The organism is Phnomibacter sp., assembly GCF_036803085.1.
Classification (GTDB): Bacteria; Bacteroidota; Bacteroidia; order Chitinophagales; family Chitinophagaceae; genus Phnomibacter.
Genome location: NZ_DAIRUZ010000008.1, coordinates 166951 through 187958, shown reverse-complemented (window position 1 = coordinate 187958; position 21008 = coordinate 166951). Strand labels below are relative to the sequence as shown.

Annotated in this window: 18 protein-coding genes; 12 read left to right on the top strand and 6 right to left on the bottom strand. The window is 45.5% G+C overall.

All coding sequences use genetic code 11. The annotated features are described in order from the left end of the window. Nucleotides 1-28: 28 nt before the first annotated feature. The 6 genes from V7Q13_RS15185 to V7Q13_RS15160 all read left to right on the top strand — a co-directional run bounded on the left by V7Q13_RS15185 (nucleotide 29) and on the right by V7Q13_RS15160 (nucleotide 6085). Nucleotides 29-1534 carry a DUF4270 family protein gene (locus tag V7Q13_RS15185; protein ID WP_333801519.1) on the top strand — a complete coding sequence of 502 codons (1506 nt, stop codon included), beginning with the start codon at nucleotides 29-31 and terminating at the stop codon, nucleotides 1532-1534. 47 nt (nucleotides 1535-1581) lie between these two features. Next, complete coding sequence (gene metK, locus V7Q13_RS15180) at nucleotides 1582-2835, top strand: methionine adenosyltransferase (RefSeq protein ID WP_333801518.1); 1254 nt, start codon at nucleotides 1582-1584, stop codon at nucleotides 2833-2835. 105 nt (nucleotides 2836-2940) lie between these two features. Next, on the top strand, nucleotides 2941-3465 hold the full coding sequence (locus V7Q13_RS15175) for a hypothetical protein (RefSeq protein ID WP_333801517.1): 525 nt from the start codon (nucleotides 2941-2943) through the stop codon (nucleotides 3463-3465). A gap of 2 nt (nucleotides 3466-3467) precedes the next feature. Beyond that, nucleotides 3468-4214 carry a 23S rRNA (guanosine(2251)-2'-O)-methyltransferase RlmB gene (rlmB, locus tag V7Q13_RS15170; RefSeq protein WP_333801516.1) on the top strand — a complete coding sequence of 249 codons (747 nt, stop codon included), beginning with the start codon at nucleotides 3468-3470 and terminating at the stop codon, nucleotides 4212-4214. Beyond that, nucleotides 4211-5065, top strand: coding sequence for a hydroxymethylglutaryl-CoA lyase (locus V7Q13_RS15165; protein ID WP_333801515.1), 855 nt, complete (start codon nucleotides 4211-4213; stop codon nucleotides 5063-5065). Before rlmB ends, V7Q13_RS15165 begins: the two co-directional genes overlap by 4 nt. 18 nt (nucleotides 5066-5083) lie before the next feature. Beyond that, entirely contained in the window at nucleotides 5084-6085 is a 1002-nt protein-coding gene (locus tag V7Q13_RS15160; RefSeq protein ID WP_333801514.1) for a GSCFA domain-containing protein, read from the top strand. Here the strand turns inward: V7Q13_RS15160 and V7Q13_RS15155 are convergent. After that, nucleotides 6082-6543: a hypothetical protein gene (locus V7Q13_RS15155; protein WP_333801513.1), complete on the bottom strand. Its 462-nt coding sequence runs from the start codon at nucleotides 6541-6543 to the stop codon at nucleotides 6082-6084. The two genes, V7Q13_RS15160 and V7Q13_RS15155, sit on opposite strands and share 4 nt — an antisense overlap. 195 nt (nucleotides 6544-6738) lie before the next feature. Here V7Q13_RS15155 and V7Q13_RS15150 point away from each other — a divergent pair, with 195 nt between their 5' ends. After that, nucleotides 6739-7434: a 2-C-methyl-D-erythritol 4-phosphate cytidylyltransferase gene (locus V7Q13_RS15150; protein ID WP_333801512.1), complete on the top strand. Its 696-nt coding sequence runs from the start codon at nucleotides 6739-6741 to the stop codon at nucleotides 7432-7434. Nucleotides 7435-7436: 2 nt separating this feature from the next. Here the strand turns inward: V7Q13_RS15150 and V7Q13_RS15145 are convergent, their stop codons facing one another. Both V7Q13_RS15145 and V7Q13_RS15140 read right to left on the bottom strand, forming a co-directional pair. Continuing rightward, nucleotides 7437-8372, bottom strand: a complete 936-nt coding sequence (locus tag V7Q13_RS15145) for a hypothetical protein (protein ID WP_333801511.1) — start codon at nucleotides 8370-8372, stop codon at nucleotides 7437-7439. Beyond that, nucleotides 8372-11242 carry a M1 family metallopeptidase gene (locus V7Q13_RS15140; RefSeq protein ID WP_333801510.1) on the bottom strand — a complete coding sequence of 957 codons (2871 nt, stop codon included), beginning with the start codon at nucleotides 11240-11242 and terminating at the stop codon, nucleotides 8372-8374. The genes V7Q13_RS15145 and V7Q13_RS15140 overlap by 1 nt, the downstream gene beginning before the upstream one ends. A gap of 150 nt (nucleotides 11243-11392) precedes the next feature. Between V7Q13_RS15140 and V7Q13_RS15135 the strand changes: the two genes are divergently transcribed. The 3 genes from V7Q13_RS15135 (at nucleotide 11393) to V7Q13_RS15125 (ending at nucleotide 14057) form a co-directional block, all read left to right on the top strand. Beyond that, nucleotides 11393-12385, top strand: coding sequence for a 2-hydroxyacid dehydrogenase (locus tag V7Q13_RS15135; protein ID WP_333801509.1), 993 nt, complete (start codon nucleotides 11393-11395; stop codon nucleotides 12383-12385). Nucleotides 12386-12680: 295 nt separating this feature from the next. Continuing rightward, nucleotides 12681-13082, top strand: a complete 402-nt coding sequence (locus tag V7Q13_RS15130) for a hypothetical protein (protein WP_333801508.1) — start codon at nucleotides 12681-12683, stop codon at nucleotides 13080-13082. Between the two features lie 108 nt (nucleotides 13083-13190). After that, nucleotides 13191-14057 carry a hypothetical protein gene (locus tag V7Q13_RS15125; RefSeq protein ID WP_333801507.1) on the top strand — a complete coding sequence of 289 codons (867 nt, stop codon included), beginning with the start codon at nucleotides 13191-13193 and terminating at the stop codon, nucleotides 14055-14057. 42 nt (nucleotides 14058-14099) lie between these two features. Here the strand turns inward: V7Q13_RS15125 and V7Q13_RS15120 are convergent, their stop codons facing one another. After that, complete coding sequence (locus V7Q13_RS15120) at nucleotides 14100-14696, bottom strand: hypothetical protein (protein ID WP_333801506.1); 597 nt, start codon at nucleotides 14694-14696, stop codon at nucleotides 14100-14102. Between the two features lie 102 nt (nucleotides 14697-14798). Continuing rightward, nucleotides 14799-17531, bottom strand: a complete 2733-nt coding sequence (locus tag V7Q13_RS15115; RefSeq protein WP_333801505.1) for a 4-alpha-glucanotransferase — start codon at nucleotides 17529-17531, stop codon at nucleotides 14799-14801. Nucleotides 17532-17707: 176 nt separating this feature from the next. Here V7Q13_RS15115 and lpdA point away from each other — a divergent pair, with 176 nt between their 5' ends. Then, nucleotides 17708-19093, top strand: coding sequence for a dihydrolipoyl dehydrogenase (lpdA, locus tag V7Q13_RS15110; RefSeq protein ID WP_333801504.1), 1386 nt, complete (start codon nucleotides 17708-17710; stop codon nucleotides 19091-19093). Nucleotides 19094-19166: 73 nt separating this feature from the next. Here lpdA and V7Q13_RS15105 read toward each other — a convergent pair whose 3' ends face one another. Then, nucleotides 19167-20006, bottom strand: coding sequence for a hypothetical protein (locus V7Q13_RS15105; RefSeq protein WP_333801503.1), 840 nt, complete (start codon nucleotides 20004-20006; stop codon nucleotides 19167-19169). Between the two features lie 235 nt (nucleotides 20007-20241). Here V7Q13_RS15105 and mazG point away from each other — a divergent pair, with 235 nt between their 5' ends. Beyond that, nucleotides 20242-21003: a nucleoside triphosphate pyrophosphohydrolase gene (gene mazG / locus V7Q13_RS15100; RefSeq protein WP_333801502.1), complete on the top strand. Its 762-nt coding sequence runs from the start codon at nucleotides 20242-20244 to the stop codon at nucleotides 21001-21003. The last annotated feature ends 5 nt before the right edge of the window (nucleotides 21004-21008 follow it).

The window sequence follows — 21008 nt, the reverse complement described above, 5'->3', positions numbered from 1 at the left end:
TTCCTCCATTCAATAAAAGACTGACCTGGTGAATAGATTTCTGAAGCCCGGAGCTTCCGCCTTGCTCCTTGTACTGTTAGCAGCAGCCTGTACCAAAATTGAAAACACCACCTTGGGTAGCGATCTTATCCCTTCCGTGGATAATATCAACACCTTTGATACTGTACTGGAAGTGAATGCCTTCAATGTCATTCCGCCAGATTCTACCCGCATGTTCATTAGCGAAGCACATGTGGCTGGCGCCATTGACAATGACCCGCTGTTTGGTAGCTCACGGTCGACGCTTTTTTTTGAATTGAAGCCCAACCTCTTTCCCTACACCATTTCTTTGGATAGCATTACCGCCTTCGACTCAGCTGTGTTGGTGCTGGACTATGCCGGCTATTACGGCGATAGTGTAAGCCCCGTAAGGTTGAGGTTGTACGAGGCCGACAGAAAAATGTATGCTGACAGCAACGTTCGCCCTAATTATACTTTACAACCCGATTTGGCTGCCAATACCAGCCGTTTTTGGGGTGAAAAAACAATGATGCCCCGTCAGTTTCGGGATACGATAGAAATTAAGCGTGGCGATTCGTTGTACAAAAAGGTAAACCGTCAGCTGCGTATACCACTAAACCGTTCATTAGCCGAAGCGCTGTTTCGTCAGGATTCTTCCGGAACGGGAGCTTTTAAAAGCGATAGTTTATTTAAAGAATACTTCAAGGGCTTTGCGCTGCAATGCGAAGGACCGGCCAATGCCTTGTTGTATTTTCAATTGAACGGTGCTAACACAGGTATAGAGTTTTACTACAGAGCCAAGGTATTGTCCACAGGAAGAATAGATACTACTTCCACCCGCATGCCGTTTTCTTCTTTGTGCGGCCACGCTATGAAGTTTGACCGCAACAGAAGCGGAGCCGAAATCATGAGTTTCATGAATCCGGATCCCAACAAAGGCAGTACACAGCTGTACATCCAAAACGCTCCGGGCACCGAGGTGAAAATTAAAATCCCCGGTTTGCAAAGCCTCACGAACCGCATTATTCACCGGGCAGAGCTCAGGGTTACGGAAATGAGTCCCAACGGATCAACCCCATATTCGCAGCTGCTGCCGCCAACATTACTGTATCTTGATGTGGCTGATACTGGTAATATTTACAAGGGCATACCTTATGATATGGCGCCACTCACCAACTATTTCTGCTTCCCAAGCTCGGGCATCGAGTACTTCTATTTTGGCGGCCCAAGCCGACTGGAAATGGTGAATGGTGAACCGCTTGCCCGGTATTACATGAACATGACCCGTTACATTCAGGGTGTAGTTACCCGAAAAGAACCTGTGTATGAGTTCCGGTTGTCATCTCCTTACTACCTGTGGTACCAAAATTGCAACAGCAACAATTTTTCTTATCCTTCCAATGTGTTCCGACTGGTAACATCCGGCAATCAGATAGCCAACCTCCCCGGTAATGGTCGTATCAGACTGGCCGGTAGCAACCATCCCGATCCCAATAAGAAAATGCAATTGCGCATCATTTATTCCAAACTCTAATACATAAAGAGCCTGCGCCTATATTTGCGGGCGAAAAAAACAATTTTATGCCATACCTATTCACTTCTGAAAGCGTAAGCGAAGGCCATCCCGACAAAGTAGCCGACCAAATTTCAGATGCACTCATCGACAATTTTCTGGCCATCGACCCTAATAGCAAAGTGGCTTGCGAAACATTGGTAACTACAGGTCAGGTAGTATTGGCCGGCGAAGTAAAAAGCAAGGCTTATCTCGATGTACAAGACATTGCCCGTGATGTAATTCGCAAAATTGGATATACCAAAAGCGAGTACATGTTCGAAGCCAATAGCTGCGGTATTCTCTCTGCTATTCACGAACAATCTTCTGACATCAACCAGGGTGTTGATCGCAAAAAGAAAGAAGAACAAGGCGCCGGCGACCAGGGCATGATGTTTGGCTACGCCAGCAATGAAACAGATGACTACATGCCTTTGGCTCTCGATCTGGCGCATAAAATTTTGATTGAACTGGCTGCATTGCGTCGCGAAAACAAGCAAATCAAATACCTGCGTCCTGACGCTAAAAGCCAGGTAACACTTGAATACGACGATAACAACAAACCAGTTCGTATCGATGCTATTGTAGTTTCTACCCAGCACGATGATTTTGATACAGAAGCTAAAATGCTGGAAAAAATTAAGAAGGACATTGTAAGCATCCTCATTCCAAGAGTGAAGGCGAAGTACAAAAAATACGCCAGCCTGTTCAACGATAAAATCAAGTATCACATTAACCCCACCGGCAAGTTTGTAATTGGTGGCCCCCATGGCGATACCGGTTTGACTGGCCGTAAAATTATTGTAGATACTTATGGTGGTAAAGGTGCACACGGTGGTGGTGCCTTCAGCGGCAAAGACCCCAGCAAGGTAGACCGTAGCGCTGCTTACGCTACCCGCCATATTGCCAAAAACCTGGTAGCCGCCGGCGTTTGCGACGAAGTACTGGTACAGGTTTCTTACGCTATTGGTGTGGCTCAGCCCACATCTATCAACGTGAATACTTACGGTACTGCTAAGGTGAAACTCAGCGATGGTGAAATTGCTAAGATTGTAGAAGGCCTGTTCGACATGCGTCCTTACTTCATTGAGCAGCGCCTCAAATTGCGCAATCCCATCTATAGCGAAACTGCTGCATACGGACACATGGGCCGCAAAAACGAAATCGTTGAGAAAACTTTCAAAGGAACAGACGGTAAAACGTTCAAAAAGAAAGTAGAACTCTTTACCTGGGAAAAACTCGACTACGTACCCAAGGTGAAGAAAGCATTCAAATTGAAATAAGCATTGAACGCTATAAACCAAAGCCCTGGCCAAAAGCCGGGGCTTTGTTGTCCGCACCATTATCCTTCGTACATTTCTTTATTAAATCAAATGGCTATACCTCACATGAAACGCATGGGGAGTCCAACATTTCGCATCGCCGGCTTTCCGGCACTCATCATGCTTATTGTGATGGCCATACAAGGTGCTGCGCTGAAAACAGCTACCACACCCATGGGTATTCTTGACCTTGAATTTGCCGGCACGGTAGCCAGGGTGGATGAAATATTGCAGGCATGGCAATACCTCAACAATACAGCCCTTTGGAATAACCTGATTGACTACGGTTTTCTTACTGCTTACAGTTTCTTTTTTGCCAAAGGCATACAATTCTTATTGAACCAATGGCCAATCGAACGCTTGCAAAAACTAAGCGGAATTTTGCTCTTGCTGCCCTGGGTGCCGGGCATACTCGATGCTATCGAAAATGCTTTTATGCTGGGCTGGCTGCTCAACTTTGTGCCAGCATACTCTCCGGCATTGGTGTATTGGATGGTATGTGTGAAATTTGCACTGGCTGCATTGTTGTTCATTATTTGTTTTCCGGCATGGCTGTACAATTTTTACCTGCTGATGCGGCCTAAATCATAACTATGTTCATCAAGAAAAAAAACATCATTGCGGGTAGAAATCCGGTGATAGAAGCCCTGCAGCAAGGCAGTGGCGTCGATAAAATTCTGTTGTTTAAAAACGCTTCCGGCGATAATGTGGCGCAGATAAAAGAACTGGCCAAACAGTGCAATGTGCCCATTCAATATGTACCCATTGAAAAGCTCAATCAACTGACCAATGTGCAGCATCAGGGTGTGATTGCTTTTCGTGCTTCTGTGCAATACCTCGACTTGCAACAGGTGATTGATTTTGTAACGGAACAAGGCGAAGCACCTTTGTTTTTCATCCTCGATGGCGTGACCGATGTAAGAAACATTGGTGCCATTGCACGGTCGGCTGTTTGCTGTGGGGTGCATGCACTCATCATACCCGACAAAGGCGTAGCCGCTTTGGGTGAGGATGCCATGAAATCGAGTGCCGGCGCATTGGAGCAACTGCACATTTGCCGGGTCAATAGTTTGATGAAAGCCGTGGACACCTTGCACCTCAACGGCATCAAAGTTTTTTCCAGTGAAATGACTGCAAGCACTATGTTACATGAACTCAACCTCACCGAGCCTTGCGCTGTGGTAATGGGTAGCGAAGACAAAGGCGTGTTTGGCGGTTTGCAAAAGCAAAGCGATGCGGTATTCAAAATTCCGATGGCTGGTACATTCGAATCACTCAATGTATCTGTTGCAGCTGGTATGATAATGTATGAAGCAATGAAACAACGATTGTTTGCATGACCGATAAAGTGTACATCACCGAATGCCCGAGAGATGCCATGCAGGGATGGCCGCATTTTATAGCTACTGAAAGCAAAGTGCGTTACATTCAGCAACTGCTGCAGGTAGGTTTTGATACACTCGATTGTGTGAGTTTCGTGTCACCCAAAGCCATACCACAAATGGCCGACAGTCACGACGTGATGCGGCAGCTTGATAAAGGCAACAGCCATACAAAGCTTCTCGCCATTGTGCTCAATGAACGTGGCGCTGCCGATGCCTTGCAATATGATGCCATTGATGTGTTGGGATTTCCCTTTAGTATTTCTGCTAGCTTTCAGCAGCGCAATGGCAACAGCAGCATTGACGAAAACTGGGAGCGACTGCAACGCATTCAGGAGTTGACAATAGCAAAGCATCAATCGTTATTGGTGTACATCAGCATGGGTTTTGGCAATCCCTATGGAGATGCTTACAATCCGGAAATTGTGCAAGAGTGGATTAGCCGCATAAAAACAATCGGCATTCAACAGATTGCACTGGCGGATACTGTTGGCGTAGCTGATGGCGCATTGGTACAAACGGTCACTGCTGCTACAATCGAAGCTTTTCCTGACATGCAAATAGGCGTACACTTGCACAGCAGTACGCACAACATGCAGCCCAAATTGGAGGCTGCGTGGCAAGCTGGTTGTCGTCGTTTTGATGGAGCACTAAAAGGGTTTGGCGGTTGCCCCATGGCCAACGATGATTTGGTGGGCAACATGCCTACAGAAGCCATCGTGGCATTTGCACAACAGCATTCTCGTTATCCTATCGATGAAGAGGTCCTGCAAGAAGCCCTGGCCATGTCAGCATCCATTTTTGTATAAAGGTCAAACGTCACGTACATGGATTTCAGATTGGAACTGTCCGTAAAGCCGTTGCCGCAGCGCATCAACATCCGGCAGAAAGTGGCGCTGGTGGGCAGTTGCTTTACCGACCACATGGGCAGTCGTTTGCGCAGTATGAAAATGCCAGTGCTCGAAAATCCGAATGGCATTTTGTTCAACCCGGTAAGCATACAGCAAGCAGTACAATCATGGATCGAGCAGCGGACATATACGGCAGATGATTTATTTTTTGCCAATGATTGCTGGACGTCGTGGGATTTTCATGGGCAATTTTCACATCCCAATCAAAAACAATGCCTGCAAGGCATCAACGCATCCATTGAGCAGGCACATCAATTTTTACAACAAGCTGATTGGCTCATTTTGACACTGGGCTCTGCGTTTTTATACGAATTGAATAGTAATGCTTTGGGCGGCTCTGTTGGTCAGGTGGCTGCTAACTGCCACAAAGTACCGGCCAATCATTTTGTACACCGGTTGGCTACACTTCAAGAAATAAACGCTGCATTAGAAAAACTGATTACACAGGTTCGGGCTTTCAGTCCATCCATTCGAATACTGTTTACCATTAGCCCTGTGCGGCATTACCGGGAAGGCTTGGTAGAAAACAATCGTAGCAAGGGAACCTTGCATTTGGCTGTCGCACAAATGCAACATCAGTTTGATGATGTTTTTTATTTTCCTGCTTATGAATTAATCATCGACGATTTACGGGATTATCGCTTTTATGCAGAAGACATGGTGCACCCCAACTACGCTGCCACCCGCTACGTGTGGGAGAAATTTTCTGCCTCCACTTTTGATGAAGAAACACTGTTGCTCATGCAGCCACTGGAGCAGTTACGTACCGCCATGCAGCATCGGCCTTTGCATCCGGATACTGCGGCACACCAGCAATTTTTGAAAAGCATGTTGGCCAAAACGCAACAACTCTCCACCCGTTATCCTTTTCTGGATGTGAGCGAAGAGTTGCAGTACTTCGGTGGAAAAAATGCTTAGCGGATGATGGCTGCAGCGCTATCCAACGAAATGAAAATATTGTCACGCATTACTTTGGCTTTTTCATACTGGTCTTTGAAGTAAGCGCCACGTTCTTCGGTAGTAGGTTGCTTGGGGTCGGGCTCAAATTGTGCCATCCAATCGTCCATGCCTTTTTCGGCAGCTGCCAGTTGCAGCTTTACTTTTTCCAACCGAATCATCAGCATTTCGTTGGCTTTATTTTTAGTGGCTTTCAGCGAATCAATTTGTTGCTGTGCCGTTTTTTGCAAGCCTTTCAGCTGGTTCATTTTGGGCATCGCTTCATCGTGCATGGCAATGACTAACTTGTACATGCTGTCTTCTAACGTAGCAGGAATGGCAGCGGCAGTGCTTGTTTCGGTGCTGCTGTTTTCTTGCGGAGTGGTTTTGCAGGCAGCCAGCGATAGTAGTGCCAGCAAAGCCCAAACGGTTGTCTTCATACAATAGATTTGAGGAGCAAAGTTGCCGATTATTTTGCACTGCTTCGTGACTAAACTCATAAAGATGCTGTTGCTCACAGGTTAAGCCAACATTATTTTTTTGCATGTTTTTTATGAACATTGACAACTGGCAATACATTGGGGCCGCATTTTTGTGTCAGATCTTCCATAGCAGGTATTTGTAAACCATCAGCCATGAAAAAATATGCCATAGTAGTAGCCGGCGGTGCCGGAAAACGTATGAACAGCGATTTGCCCAAACAGTTTTTGCCCCTGTTGGGCAAGCCTGTGTTGTACTATACGCTGAAAGCTTTTTTAGACGCTTATGAAGACCTGACTGTGGTGCTGGTACTGCCAGAAGAACACATTGAGAAGGGCCGTGAAATTGTTGATGCCTACTTTAATCCGGATCGTTTTGTTTTTACAGCAGGCGGCGAAACACGATTTCATTCTGTAAGAAATGGAGCTACTATGGCAGCCAACGACAGCATCATATTTGTGCATGATGGCGTACGCTGTTTGGTAACACCACAACTCATTCGCTACTGCTACGATTCGGCGATGCTCAATGGCTCGGCTATACCCACCATTGGCGCTAAAGACAGCATTCGCCAGCTTACTGCTTCGGGTAGCATGGCTGTAGATAGAACTCAGTTTAGAGTGGTGCAAACGCCGCAAACCTTTCACAGTAAGATTTTGCTGCCTGCCATCAATCAAATTGAGTATAAAGAAAAATTTACCGATGAAGCTACGGTAGTAGAAGCTTTTGGTATAGATGTGCACTTGATGGAAGGAGAAGAAACGAATATAAAAATTACCACACCGGTTGACATGACGATAGCGGAGCAAATTTTGCTGAAGCGCATGAGTGCCGCCGCCATTGGTTTATAATGCTATGATTTCAACTTGTTGATTGGCCACGGTAGCCGGTTGATATGCACACAAGGATATGGCTTGTTTATACTGCCAAACTTGCTGTAAAACGAAGCGACATTCGGAATATCTGAACCTTCAAAATCAAACAGGCTGGCCTTTGTTGCGTATGCTGCAATAACGCTATCCAGCATTAAATACACCGATTGATGGTTGCGGCCATCCGTGGTTGGAGCACCCAATATGTAGTAAATTCTGCTTCGGTACAGGCCAAACAATCCGGCACATAATAAGCTGTTGGTATTGGTGTCTCGTACCGCTTGTACAAAGCCGAGGCCTTGATACTGTAACCATTTTCCGGCAGCTATCAACCTTTGCATTTGTGCAGAGTTGGCTTCAGAATTCAACTGGCCATATTGTGCTGTATATAATGCTGCTACTTCTTCAACAGTTACATTGTTACAAACAAACTGCTGATACCGATTTGCACGGCGAATATTTTTCTGTGCATCCTTGTCGTATTGATTGTACAAGGTTTCGTATGGCCTGGAAAGCGGCAATACAAAATTATTACGCCAAGTGATCTTTGTTTTTGGGGTATTCCTGAGACAATGCGTTTCATTTCCATCGAATGTGCCGTACCTGAAATGCTGTGTGGCTGCATTGTAAAAAGCAGCTTCTATTTCGGCAGTAAGTAAGTGCCGGCTAAATATGCCGCCTTGTGCCAGCCCCCACGGCTGGTAGAGGTATGCAATGCCCCATTTCTTTTTTTGTGGCAAAGGCATAACGGCTTCGTAGTCACCCATCACTAAGGCATCCCATTGTGGGCAAATGCAATGTAGATAGCCGCTAAGTGCATACACCAATCCGTTATTTGCCGAATGGATACAGTAATCCCATTTCGCAAAATCTATATCTGCATACTTCAGGAATTGTATGTGATGAACCATTGCCATCACAACAACTTAATGCCAGACACTTTGGGTGATAACGCTTGTATGTCGATGCTAAACGTGAGTCGTTTTTGCCACCAGCTGGGGCCACCCGCTTTAAAAGGATCGTTTACACTGTTGGGCTCTTTGAATGCCGCACTCTGCAACACAGGATAATACACATGAATAGCATTGAGCAGTGGGAGATGAACACCAATACTGTACAAAAACTTTTGCTGAGTGCTACCAGCCATCCATGGCGAAGCAGAAGTGCCTACATCAGCAAAAATTTTGAATGAAGTAGGGAAGGGCAGCACACTCAATGGATTGAATTTATTGGGTATATCGATGTCGGCATTCAATGCTATCAGCCAGTTGTCGAAATAGTCTACACCATTGGTTTTGAGGCCCGGCACTACGGCGCTAAAATCGCTACGGTATTTAAAGCCACCATCCCGCATAGTTATTTGCCTGCCCGCTACACCCACCGATTGGTTGCGGTCCATAAAAGGTGAACTGTACGTGTAATCTTGTGCACCATTGGGGGCATGCATGGTAAAATGATAGCGGCTGTTGTTATTGCGTACAGTGGTTGTTTTTTCTGTGAGGTAGAAAATTTTTCCTGCAAACAAACGGATGTCAATGCCCTTACCGGTTTTGTCGTAGTGCAGAAAATATTTTGCAGTAATGCTACTGCGTACAATGTCTTTTACCTGCTGCACTTGTAAGGCTACACTCCATGGATAAAGTTTACGTTGTTGAGCCCAGGTAAATGTCAACTGCGGAATGATGGTAGTGATGGAGCCGTTTTTGCGACTGTAAAAAAGGGTATCTCCCGGCGGAGGCGGGCTGCCAATACTCAACTGTTGTTCGCTGATGATGAAGGTTCTGAAATCTATAGTACGTTGTAAAGTACTTAAGCTATTGCGTGGCTTTAGTTGCAGTTGTATGCCCGGTGCAATTTTGCTGAAGCCGCTGTAAATAGAACCACCTACACTATCAATGCCATCGTTTGTATTGAACCTGGCAAGGCCTGTGTACAATTCAAACCGCTTGATGGTGCCCTTGCCAAACCAATGATAACCAATGCGGCCATACCCCGTAATGGTTTTGCTACCCGTGGCAAACATGGGCGTTAGCACAAACTGCAATTTGTTGTTGGGAATATTGTAGTTGTTGATAGTGAGCCCTACCTGAAATTTATCATACATGTTATAGCCCAGCGCCGGTGCCAGATTGATGTATCGAACACTGTCGTTGTAAGCAAAGCTGAAAAAGCCTGTTGGTTTGGTCGTTTTTTTTGCTGGTTGTGTAAGTGGTCCTGTTTTGTGCAGCAATGAAAAAACATCTTGTAATGAAGACTGCGTTACACTTTCTGCCATTTGCTGAAAGGCCTGTGGCGACGGATGTTTGAATTGCCATTGCTGAAAATATTGCTGCATCAATACCTGCATGTTGTTTTTGCCAATGCGTTTTTCTAATAGCTCCATCCAGTCTGCAGCCTTGTTGTACACGGCCGGATAGTGTGTCAATGGAAACACCGTATCCGGTGTATTGATGATGGGTACGTCTTCATGGCGGGATACATACAATTGTTGCAACACTTGCATAAAATCAGCAGGCACTTTTGCGCCTTTATTGGTATGCTGATAGTATGTCTGCATGTACTTCCGTTCAACAAACGTATTCATCCCTTCATCCATCCATGCATGGTTTCTTTCATTGCTGGCCAGTATTCCTTGCAACCAGTTGTGGCCTACTTCGTGGGCAATAATCTGGTCGAGCATGGCTTCGTTTTTCAGTTTTACATTCAGCAATGTAATCATGGGATATTCCATGCCATCGGCTTCGCTACCCGGTGATGCCACTACCGACACCTGCGGGTAGGGGTATGCACCTAATTGCTGGCTGTAAAAACGCAAAGCTCGTTTGGTAAAAGAGATGGTTTGCTGCCAGCGTTCTGCATCTTCCGGCAATACATAATTCCACACATCTATGGTACGGTTGGCAATGTTGCAGGTGTCGTGTTTTACAATAAAACGCTTGTCAGCACTCCAGGCAAAGTCTACCACGTTGTTGGCTGCAAAATGCAACGTCTTCATTTTTCTGCTGGAAGCCGGCACAGGAAATGGCTCAGGCTGCTTACCGGTTTTAAACAATTCTTTTTTGACTGGGGCACTAACTACTGGCGCCGATTTCTTTTTTAGCATCCATGCTTTTTCTGCAGCACTTTGCAAGTCGCCGGTAGCAGCTACTACATAGTTGTCGGGCAGTGTAATGTGCACATCGTAGTTGCCAAAGTTGCTGTAGTATTCGCCTACAGAAAGGTAGGGCATGGGGTGCCAGCCATCGGCATCGTACATCGCAATTTTGGGAAACCATTGGGCTACTGCATAAAACTGCTTGCGTTGTCCGGAGCGGCTAAACAAAGCCGGCAAATGCACATGAAATGGTGTTCGCAATTGCAGCTGCTGTCCGGGCAATAATGGTATCGGTAGTTGCAGTTGTGCAATGTCGATATGCGTAGGATGATCTTTCAGCGCAGCGGGCAAACCATTGGCTGTAAACTGCAACCGGTTGATGTAGCCTTTTTCATCGGCTTTGGAAAAATAAAAGTCGAGATTGCCTTCCAGCAATGTTTGTTCGCCAAATGCGGTGCTTTCATTTTTGTAGGCATTGGGCCACAAATGAATCCACAAAAAATGCAGGGTGTCCGGCGAGTTGTTGATGTACTGAATGGATACAGTACCATCCAAACTATGGGTGGTATCATTCAGCCGAACCTGTATTTGATAATTGGCTTGCTGTTGCCAGTAGGATGCAGCAGGCTGCGCCCAACCAATACCCATACCGGCTACCACAAATAAGGCTATAAAGAGGAGACATTTTTTCACGCTGAAAAAATACAATAAATAGCGGTACGTCCTTCTGTAGCTATAGTAGATGTCAGTAGTTTTTGTAGTCAATTTCTAGGGCCATCAAATTACAAACGGCTGATTTTTTGTGCCGCTATTTGAAGTATTTTGCTGCATTAATTTATATGCATGCAAAAGATTGTTTTTTATAGTGCTCAACCTTATGATATCCGTTTTTTTGAAAAAGAAAATGCCGCTTTTGGTTATGATCTCGAATTCTTTGATGTACAACTGCGCAGCCATACCGTGCAGCTGGCAGAAGGTGCCGACGTAGTATGCATTTTTGTAAACGACCATTGTCATGCAGGCATTATTGAAAAACTGGCTGCCCTTGGTGTAAAGTTAATCGCCTTGCGCTGTGCGGGTTTCAACAATGTAGATGTAGCAGCTGCAGCTGCACATGGCATTGGTGTGGTACGTGTGCCAGCCTATTCGCCACAGGCCGTGGCCGAGCATGCCTTGGCCTTGATGATGACGCTCAACCGCAAAACGCACAAGGCTTACAACCGGGTACGGGAGCAAAACTTTGCATTGAATGGCTTGTTGGGTTTTGATGTGTTTGGCAAAACCGTAGGCGTAGTAGGCACCGGCAATATTGGTCAGGCATTTGCCAAAATTATGCTGGGCTTTGGCTGCAACGTGCTGGCTTTTGATGTGGTAGCCAACAAAGATTTGGAAGCCATGGGCGTTACCTATACCAACCTGCCCGACATGTTTGCATCGGCTGACATAATCTCCTTGCATTGCCCGCTGATGGACAGCACCCGCCACATGATTAATGAATCGAGTTTGGCTACAATGAAAAAAGGCGTGATGCTCATCAACACTAGCCGGGGTGGTTTGGTAGATACAAAAGCCGCCATTCATGCACTCAAGAATGGCCAGCTGGGTAGCCTCGGTATTGATGTGTACGAGCAAGAAGAAAAATTATTTTTCCGCGACCTCAGCGGCGATATTATTCAGGATGATACCATTCAGCGACTGATGAGTTTTCCCAATGTTATCATCACGGCGCATCAGGCATTTTTTACACAAGAAGCATTGACACAAATCTCCAATGTTACGCTGGGCAATGTGCAGGCTTTCTTCAATGGCGAGTTGCGCAATCAAGTAAAAATCTAACACACGATCCAATTAAGCCCGAAGGGCTGACATGATTATAGTAAAGGGAAAATTTATTTGTACAAAACCCCGAAGGGGTGGTATAAACAAAGCATTTTTTGAGGTATTGTTTCACCCCTTCGGGGTTTGGCTGATTAATAATGAATGCTGTTTCTACAATCATATCATCCCTTCGGGATTGTGAAAGTTTAAATAGAGGATAGTATCTGTTTTGATTTTCAAACACTGAAAATCTAAACAGCTATTGCCTGCTTCATAAAGCTGTAGTACAATAGAAAAACAAACGGACATTGTTATGAAAAATTTCTTGCTGCTGATGGCTGTAGGTTGCTTTTGCCAAGTGGCTTTTGCACAAACTGCTCCGATACCAGAAGTGAACCTTGACCGTTACAACAAACTGCGGCACCAACAGCAGCTGGCACCATTGGTGCAGAAAAGAAACCAACATCAACTGCCGCAAGGTTTTCCGGCAAACATCAAGCAGCCAAATTCAGTGCAATTGGCACTTTCGCATACCAATGCTTTGGGCGAAGTGTACGTATTACCACAAGACAAAATGCCGATGCTCAAACCATGTTTTCAAGATAATACGATGTCGGCAAAAACGGATACTACCAATAGTCAAGTAAATTTGATTTGGAAAATATCTAATGCAGCACAAAATCAGTCGTCTGCATTTTGGCAAGTAAAAAAGTAATGAAAATATATGATATAACTGCCACTTTTAAAATCCCAATTTACTGATAGCATAAACTGTCATGGTTCATAAAGAAATAAATATCCATCTATAAATTTTGAAATAATCATGAATGTCTCGAGATTTTGTTTTTTTCCTATTTTATTTTTGCTGGGGGTTACTATTTTTTCATGTTCTAGTATTGAAGAAAGGGCAATTGAAATCAATCAAAAGAATGTACTAGATAGTTTATATGACCTTCCAATTTCAGAAAAAATAACAGGAACAGGTATTGAAAATCTAAACTTGATAAGAGGGTTAAAGGGAATTCAATTAGGGCTTCATTATAATGAATTCGATTATTTAAGACTAAATGTTCCCAGTAAACGATTTAAAATGGTTCAGGCTGATGAAAATGAATCTGGATTAAAAAGAATTTTTAGTACAACTAATGAAGACGGAAGAGAATATGGGCTTGAGCTTGTCTTCGCTAATAATAGATTAGGCCTAATAAAAATAAAGGATTTGGATTCCATTGAAATAACAAGAGAATCATCAATTTTTAATATTCCAGAATATGAAGATTATGTTGAAGTTTTTGGTGAGCCAAGAATGAAGAATAATGATGATGAAAGGCGTTATTCTTATTTAAAAAAGGTAAAGCAAGTTGGATGGAATTCATATTTACAGCCAGGGAAGTATTCAAATTTCTCTGAATATGCTAAATGGGTAACTAACGAAGTCGAATTTTTGTATAAATCACTCTATTTAAGATATTATTTTGATGAAAGTGACACCGGAGGACAGCTAGTCTACAAATCAAAAAGTTTAGAGTTCAAGACAAAAAGTATTGGTCTACGTGCTACATTAGACAGTGCATTAAAGGTTGAAGCTCTCAATTATGAGAAATTTGTTAAAAAAATTGTAGACGGTATTGAAGGAAAGAATCTTAGTACAAAAGAGAAGTTCAATCGGGCAATTGAAAAGTTTAAATAACAGGACAAATGAAAAGTCTTTGATTTTTAAGCTTTAAAACACTCAGGGAATTTTGATCACAAACCGGATATCCGATACCCGTACTAATTTTCCATCTGCAGTTTGCGCCTCGCCAAAGGCGTAACCTTTTGCAATGCCTGTACTATGTGAGTATTCTTCAATCACTATCGTCATTACTTGCCCGGTTTTCCGCTCCAGCACAAATGTGTTTCCGATTCTGTCGTAGTAATAAAATGCGGTACGTTGCGTACTCACATTTTTAAGGTCGCGGTCAAATACCAGCGGCGACCAAAATGAGTTGAGGATAAGCCCCGAATCTATAGAGCAAGCCGATGGGCCAAAAAAAGTAAACGCATCACGGGTTGGGGTAATCACGGTACGGGTAAAATTGCCACAGGCTTTTGACTTAGGCAGTTGAATGCGCCAGGTATCCACTGCTTTTCCGAAACTATCTGCCACACATAAAGCGCAGGGCAAAAATTGAAGGCTGTCTTGACGGGTGGTATCTGGCGCTGGAACAAAGTTGCTGCTGTCGGGTAGTGATCCGCCTTCATAACTGTATTCTTTGGTACAGCCGGCTATGCTCCACCAGCTAAGGCTAAGTATAGCAGCAATAAACAAGAAAGAGGAAAGGCGCATGGCAGCAAGCTTCTGCTTTAAAAGTAATTGTTACAACAACGCCACTATTACAAAAAAATCTCCGAAGCGTTCACTTCGGAGATGGTTCATATTGTTGCCAGCTTATCTGTCGCAGCGGCCACTGCTTTGCAGCAAGCCGTGAATGTCGGTATTGAAGGTATCGGCAGATTGCAGCTCACTGAGTGTAAGATGCATACGGTAGCGCCAGTAATGCTTGGGATTGGCCGGTACATTAATGCGTTCTGCATTGGGGTCGGTGCGTCGCAGTTCGGCACTGCTGCCCAGCAAATCCTGCAGTTGGAAAATGCTCCACATGGCCGGACTGTACACGTGTTGGGTAATGATGGCCCGGTTAATCCATGGTTCACAATAGAATGGTGCTTCGCCCCACTGGCCCAGTTGCTCGTTGTAAAAACGCTGGGTGGTGTCGCGGCTTTCTTCCCACCAGCCACGAATGGTGCTCATGTCGTGGGTGCTTGGGGTTACTACGCTCAAATAAGGGGCATCGCCGGGATGGAAAAATTCTTTCGTGGGATCCTTCGGCATGCGTTGAATTTCCAGGCTTAAAAAGCCAAGGTCTTTCATTACACCGGGTACACAATCGGGCACCATGCCCAGGTCTTCACCACAAATCAGCATGTTGGTGCTGGCTTTGAGAGCCGGCAGTTTTTGCATGGCTTGCTGGCGCCAAAAATCATTTTGCCTGCGGAAAAAATAATTCACGTACAACTCACTCAGCTGGCGGCGTACATGCTCATTCAACCACTGATAGCTGCTGGTGCCTTCCATGCCAATACGGAAATGATACTGGGTACCATTGCTGCCGGGTTCTTCAATCAATATCACGTTGCTGATGCAATCGTACAGCTTCAGCTTTATCCATTCTTCTACTTCAAAATGCTCTGTAAACCAGGCTTCCACTTTTCGTTGCGTTGCAAATGCATCCTTCATGCGCAAGCTGCCCCAGCCCATGTCTTCGAGGAAGGTTGCTTTTACCCAATCGGCTTTTTCACCAAACCATTCGTTTACCAACTGTTCGTTGATGAAGGGCTGGCAGTAGCGGTTGTAATCAAACCAAATGCCTTTTTGTGCAAACTCGTCGATATGCACGGGCAGGCAGGGCACAAAGCGGCCGAGAATGCCTTCCACTGCATCCATAGGAATGCTCCAGATGCGGAAGAAACCTAAAATATGGTCAATGCGGAACGCATCGAAATACAAACTCATTTGCTCAAAGCGCTGCTTCCACCAGGCAAAACCATCGGCTTGCATGCGTTGCCAGTTGTAAGTGGGAAAGCCCCAGTTCTGACCCTTCACCGCAAAGTCGTCGGGTGGTGCACCAGCTTGTGCATCCATATTGTAGAGTTCTGGCTGTGTCCATGCATCGCAGCTGTGGCGGTATATGCCAATGGGAATATCACCTTTTACCACCAAGCCTTGTGTATGTGCATAGTCAACGGCTGCTTTCAGTTGCAGGTGCAAATGCCATTGTACAAACAAATGGATGGCCACGGCATCGTACGACTTGGCTTTGGGGCTCAGCAGCTTGGCTACATTTTTAGCATCGTAGCTGCTGTGGGTTTTCCAGGTATGAAATTCGGTGGTATTGTATTTATCCCTCAGGTAGCAAAAAGCCGCGTAGGGCTCCAGCCAGTGCTTGTTTTGTTCAAAGTATTCCTGATAGGCTGCGTCTTTTTGCCAGCTGTCTTTCTGTGCTTCGTACAGTGCTTTCAGGTATTGCCATTTCAGCTGCATTAACGCTTCGTAGTCTACATCTTCCAGTGCATTCAGGCGGGCTTTGGCTTCGTCCAATCCTTTCAGCAAAGCAGCGTGTTTTTTACCCGCAACTTTTTCCAGATTGATGTATTGCGGATGCAAGGCAAAGGCTGAAATAGCTGCGTATGGGTAGCTATCTGTCCAAGTGCCCGTGGCCGATGTATCGTTGAGGGGCAGCAGCTGAACAAGCTTCATACCCACCTGCTTACACCAGTCGGCCAACTGTGGTATGTCGGTAAATTCGCCCACACCCAAGCCGTTTTCACTCCGCAGGCTAAATACGGGAATGGCTACTCCGGCACCTTTAAATGTATTGTTGGGCAAAGCAGCAAAGCCATCGTGTAAAATCACCAATTGCTTTTTAACCATGCCATACAGCATGCGGTTGCTGCCGTCTTCGTAGCGTACAAGCTGCTTGCTGGCCGTGTTGTACACGCCGTATTTGTAAGCAATGGGAAACTGTGCTTTGCTCAGGTTGAGGCCGGCGGTGTACCAGTTACCTTCTTTGCGCATTACGATGCAATCCGCTTCGTTCCAGCTGCCCAGTGCGGCATCGCTGCCCAGCAAGCAAAGGGTTTCGTTGCTACCCAGCAGCGGTGCTTTTACTTTAAAAATATGGTTCACACCTTTGCTGCTACCTGCTTTTACTTTTTCGCCGGCATACTCAAACAGGGTTTGGGTAAAGGGCTGGGTGTAAAAGGCATTTTCAAATTCACCGGCATAGTTCCATTGGTCTATCACCTGTATTTCGGGCGATTTAAGTTTGGCCACATCAATGCTGCGGTCGGTAGGCCACTCAATGCTTTCGTAACCATCGCTATTGCGCAACATATATTTATAGGTAAATGCCGGTGTATCGTCGGCCACATCTATGCTATGGTGCCACAAATCATCGTTGAGGTAATGAATGGGCATGGCCTGCTGCGGGTCGCCATTACCGAGTTCAGGAATATTTCCCGACACAAAAAAGGTTTGGCCATAAGTGCTACGGAACCGCAGGTAAAAATGAATGGTAGTCATGCTGGCAAGGTTGAAAGAATCGTCAGCAAATGTAAGCACTGGTCTGGTAATGTGTAGTATTTACGCAAAGTATTCTTGTAAATGCTGCGTAAAGGGTGGATAAGGCTAAACAATTCGCCAATACCGGAAGGGGCAGGGGGTGTAATCCGTTGGTTTGCCTTAGCTTCGCAGCGTTTTCAAATAATCCATCATTCTAATCAAAATATCTTCCGATCATGTCGTACGACGTAATTGTATTGGGCAGTGGCCCCGGCGGTTATCCTGCTGCTATCCGTGCTTCGCAGCTGGGTAAAAAAGTAGCCATTATCGAAAAGGAAAGCCTGGGTGGCATTTGCCTCAACTGGGGTTGTATTCCTACCAAGGCGCTGCTGAAGAGTGCTCAGGTGTATGAGTACCTGAAGCATGCTCAAACCTATGGCATCAATGCCAGCGGTACCCACGACTTTGGTGCTGTGGTAAAGCGCAGCCGCGGCGTTGCTGATAAAATGAGCAAGGGTGTTACCTTTTTGATGAAGAAGAACAAGATCGACGTGATCATGGGCTTTGGCAAACTGGTAGCCGCCAATAAAATTGAAGTAACTGCAGCCGATGGCAGCAAGCAGGTGGTAGAAGCTAAGAATATTGTGATTGCTACCGGCGGCCGTGCCCGTCAGCTGCCCAGCATGCCCATCGACGGCAAAAAAATTATTGGTTACCGCGAAGCCATGGTACTGCCTGAGCAACCCAAGAGCATGATTGTAGTAGGTAGCGGCGCTATTGGTGTTGAATTTGCTTATTTCTACAACAGCATGGGCACCAAGGTGACCATCGTAGAATTTTTGCCCCGCATTGTACCGGTAGAAGACGAAGACATTTCGAAAGAACTGGAAAAGCAATACAAGAAGAGTGGCATCGACATTATGACCAACGCCGAAGTAACCAAGGTAGATACCACTGGTGCCGGTGTAAAAGCCACGGTAAAAACCAAGGATGGCGAAATCACCCTCGAAGCCGACATTATGCTGAGTGCTGTTGGTGTGGTAGCCAATATTGAAGGCATTGGCCTCGAAACCATTGGTGTAAAAACTGATAAGGGTAAAATCATTGTGGACCAGTATCAGCAAACTTCTGTGCCCGGTGTATACGCCATTGGCGACTGTACTCCCGGACAAGCACTGGCACACGTGGCCAGCAAAGAAGGCATCAACGCTGCCGAGCACCTGGCCGGTCACAAGCCCGAAGCCATCGATTACAACAACATTCCTGGTTGTACTTATTGCACTCCCGAAATTGCTTCGGTAGGTTACACCGAAGCCAAGGCCAAAGAAGCCGGTTACGAAGTGAAAGTGGGTAAGTTTCCTTTTATGGCCAGCGGTAAAGCCAGCGCAGCCGGTGCTACCGAAGGTTTTGTAAAAGTGATTTACGATGCCAAGTATGGTGAGTTTTTGGGTTGCCACATGATTGGTGCCAACGTAACAGAAATGATTGCAGAGGCAGTAACTGCCCGTAAGTTGGAAACAACGGCGCATGAAATTCTGAATGCTGTGCACCCGCACCCCACCATGAGCGAAGCACTGAAAGAAGCGACTGCTGTGGCTTATGGCGAAGCCATCGATATTTAATTCAAAGGATTAGACAGAATAAAAAAGAGGTTAGTGTTGAGCTAACCTCTTTTTATTTATGCAGTATTTTTTTTTACTGATAGCTATACTCAATCCTTCCTTCCGGCTCTTTGTATTTGTTGAATACGCCTTCTTTCAACTTAAGACCACGGGCATCGTACACATAGCGCCAAATGCGGTACATGTTGCTGCCGGCTTGTACACTGGTTTGCTGGCTGATTCGGCCTGCAGCATCGTATTCAAATATGAGATCAGGCAATATTCTGCCGGCTTTTTTATTGGGTCGTGCAATGTCGGTAAGCTGTTGTTGCTCGTTGTAATAGTAGAACCAGGTTTCAATTTTTCGATTGCCTTTCCACCATTGCTCCTCGCCGGGTTTGCCGGTTGTTTCGTCGGCTATAAAAATCACTTTGGTCGTGTCGCTATTGTTTTTAATCCGGAGCATGGTCGTTGGCATTCCTTTACTATCGTAGCTGTACAGATGTGTTTCGGTTACGCTGAACTGCTGCAATGAATCGTTGGTAAGAATGCTCATGAGCAGCAGTTGCCCTTTCTCGTTGTACTGATATTGCGTTTCACTACGCAGCGTACCCGATTCATCCACCGTTTTTATCAGCCTGTTGGAGGCGTCATAATAACTGGTAAGTACGGAGCTGTTGGTGTAATCCGATTTGGAAGTGGTGGTGAGGGTTTGCTGTGTAGCATTTACTTGCTGATACAATACAAAGTTGGCAGAAGGGCTGCCATCAGCATCAAAGCTGCTGGCCGTAATTTGGCGAACGTTGTGCTGCTTGAGCAGGGCAAACTGTGCCGATGTTTTGGCTACCTGCAATACATCTTGATAATAAAACTGTGCCCCTGCTTGTGTAGCCAGTATGGTACCCAGCAGCAGCAGGCTTTTCCTAATCCACATGTGTTTCATTGTTTCGCCAAAATTAGCGGGCTTCAGCCGCAGTAGCAGTGTTAATTAATCCACCGTGGCTGTGCAGCCTTTTGTAGTATTTTACGGCGTTCAAAACAACCAATGTGCCCCACTCGAAATATGATTCAAGTTTTCCATTCTATTCATCTGCATGTTGCTGTTAATCGCAATGCAAAGCATTTTATTTACAATTAATTCTCTTCTTCAAGCATAACTATTTTTTAGCATGACAACCGGCGAACGATTTGAACGACTCTTGCACATTATGGACGAACTACGGGAGCAATGCCCTTGGGATAAAAAGCAAACCATTGAAACCCTGCGGCCACTCACCATTGAAGAAATGTATGAACTGGCCGATGCTGTGGTGGAGCAAGACTGGAAAGGCATTCGGGAAGAAATTGGCGACCTGTTGCTACACATGGCTTTTTATGCCCGCATTGGCCGGGAGGAGCAGCAGTTTACTATGGATGAAGTGATTGATCAGATTTGCGAAAAGCTCATCAGCCGTCATCCGCATATTTATGGAGATGTACAAGTGGCCGATGAAGAAGAGGTAAAAGCCAATTGGGAAAAATTGAAATTGAAAGAAGGTAAAACTTCTGTGCTGGCGGGTGTGCCCAATGGATTGCCTGCCATGGTTAAGGCATGGCGCATGCAGGAGAAAGCCCGCAAGATTGGGTTTGAGTGGGAGCACAAAGCCGATGTGTGGAAAAAAGTAGAAGAAGAAACTGCTGAGCTGAAAGAGGCAGAAATATTGGGGGTGCAGGAAAAAGTGGAAGAAGAATTTGGCGACCTGCTGTTTAGTCTGGTAAATTATGCAAGGTTTTTGCAGGTAGATCCGGAGCTGGCACTGGAGCGTACCAACCGCAAATTCAAATCACGTTTTATGCAAATGGAAGTACTCGCCAAGGAGCGAAACTTGTCATTGGAAAACATGAGTTTGCAGGAAATGGATACCCTGTGGAATGAAATCAAAAAGCAGTAACCCAA

Excerpts from the sequence above, each read along its gene's own strand:
- metK (WP_333801518.1), top strand. The coding sequence starts at position 1,582 with ATGCCATACCTATTCACTTCTGAAAGCGTAAGCGAAGGCCATCCCGAC.
- V7Q13_RS15175 (WP_333801517.1), top strand. The coding sequence starts at position 2,941 with ATGAAACGCATGGGGAGTCCAACATTTCGCATCGCCGGCTTTCCGGCA.
- rlmB (WP_333801516.1), top strand. The coding sequence starts at position 3,468 with ATGTTCATCAAGAAAAAAAACATCATTGCGGGTAGAAATCCGGTGATA.
- V7Q13_RS15165 (WP_333801515.1), top strand. The coding sequence starts at position 4,211 with ATGACCGATAAAGTGTACATCACCGAATGCCCGAGAGATGCCATGCAG.
- V7Q13_RS15160 (WP_333801514.1), top strand. The coding sequence starts at position 5,084 with ATGGATTTCAGATTGGAACTGTCCGTAAAGCCGTTGCCGCAGCGCATC.
- V7Q13_RS15155 (WP_333801513.1), bottom strand. The coding sequence starts at position 6,543 with ATGAAGACAACCGTTTGGGCTTTGCTGGCACTACTATCGCTGGCTGCC.
- V7Q13_RS15150 (WP_333801512.1), top strand. The coding sequence starts at position 6,739 with ATGAAAAAATATGCCATAGTAGTAGCCGGCGGTGCCGGAAAACGTATG.
- V7Q13_RS15145 (WP_333801511.1), bottom strand. The coding sequence starts at position 8,372 with ATGGCAATGGTTCATCACATACAATTCCTGAAGTATGCAGATATAGAT.
- V7Q13_RS15135 (WP_333801509.1), top strand. The coding sequence starts at position 11,393 with ATGCAAAAGATTGTTTTTTATAGTGCTCAACCTTATGATATCCGTTTT.
- V7Q13_RS15130 (WP_333801508.1), top strand. The coding sequence starts at position 12,681 with ATGAAAAATTTCTTGCTGCTGATGGCTGTAGGTTGCTTTTGCCAAGTG.
- V7Q13_RS15125 (WP_333801507.1), top strand. The coding sequence starts at position 13,191 with ATGAATGTCTCGAGATTTTGTTTTTTTCCTATTTTATTTTTGCTGGGG.
- V7Q13_RS15120 (WP_333801506.1), bottom strand. The coding sequence starts at position 14,696 with ATGCGCCTTTCCTCTTTCTTGTTTATTGCTGCTATACTTAGCCTTAGC.
- lpdA (WP_333801504.1), top strand. The coding sequence starts at position 17,708 with ATGTCGTACGACGTAATTGTATTGGGCAGTGGCCCCGGCGGTTATCCT.
- V7Q13_RS15105 (WP_333801503.1), bottom strand. The coding sequence starts at position 20,006 with ATGTGGATTAGGAAAAGCCTGCTGCTGCTGGGTACCATACTGGCTACA.
- mazG (WP_333801502.1), top strand. The coding sequence starts at position 20,242 with ATGACAACCGGCGAACGATTTGAACGACTCTTGCACATTATGGACGAA.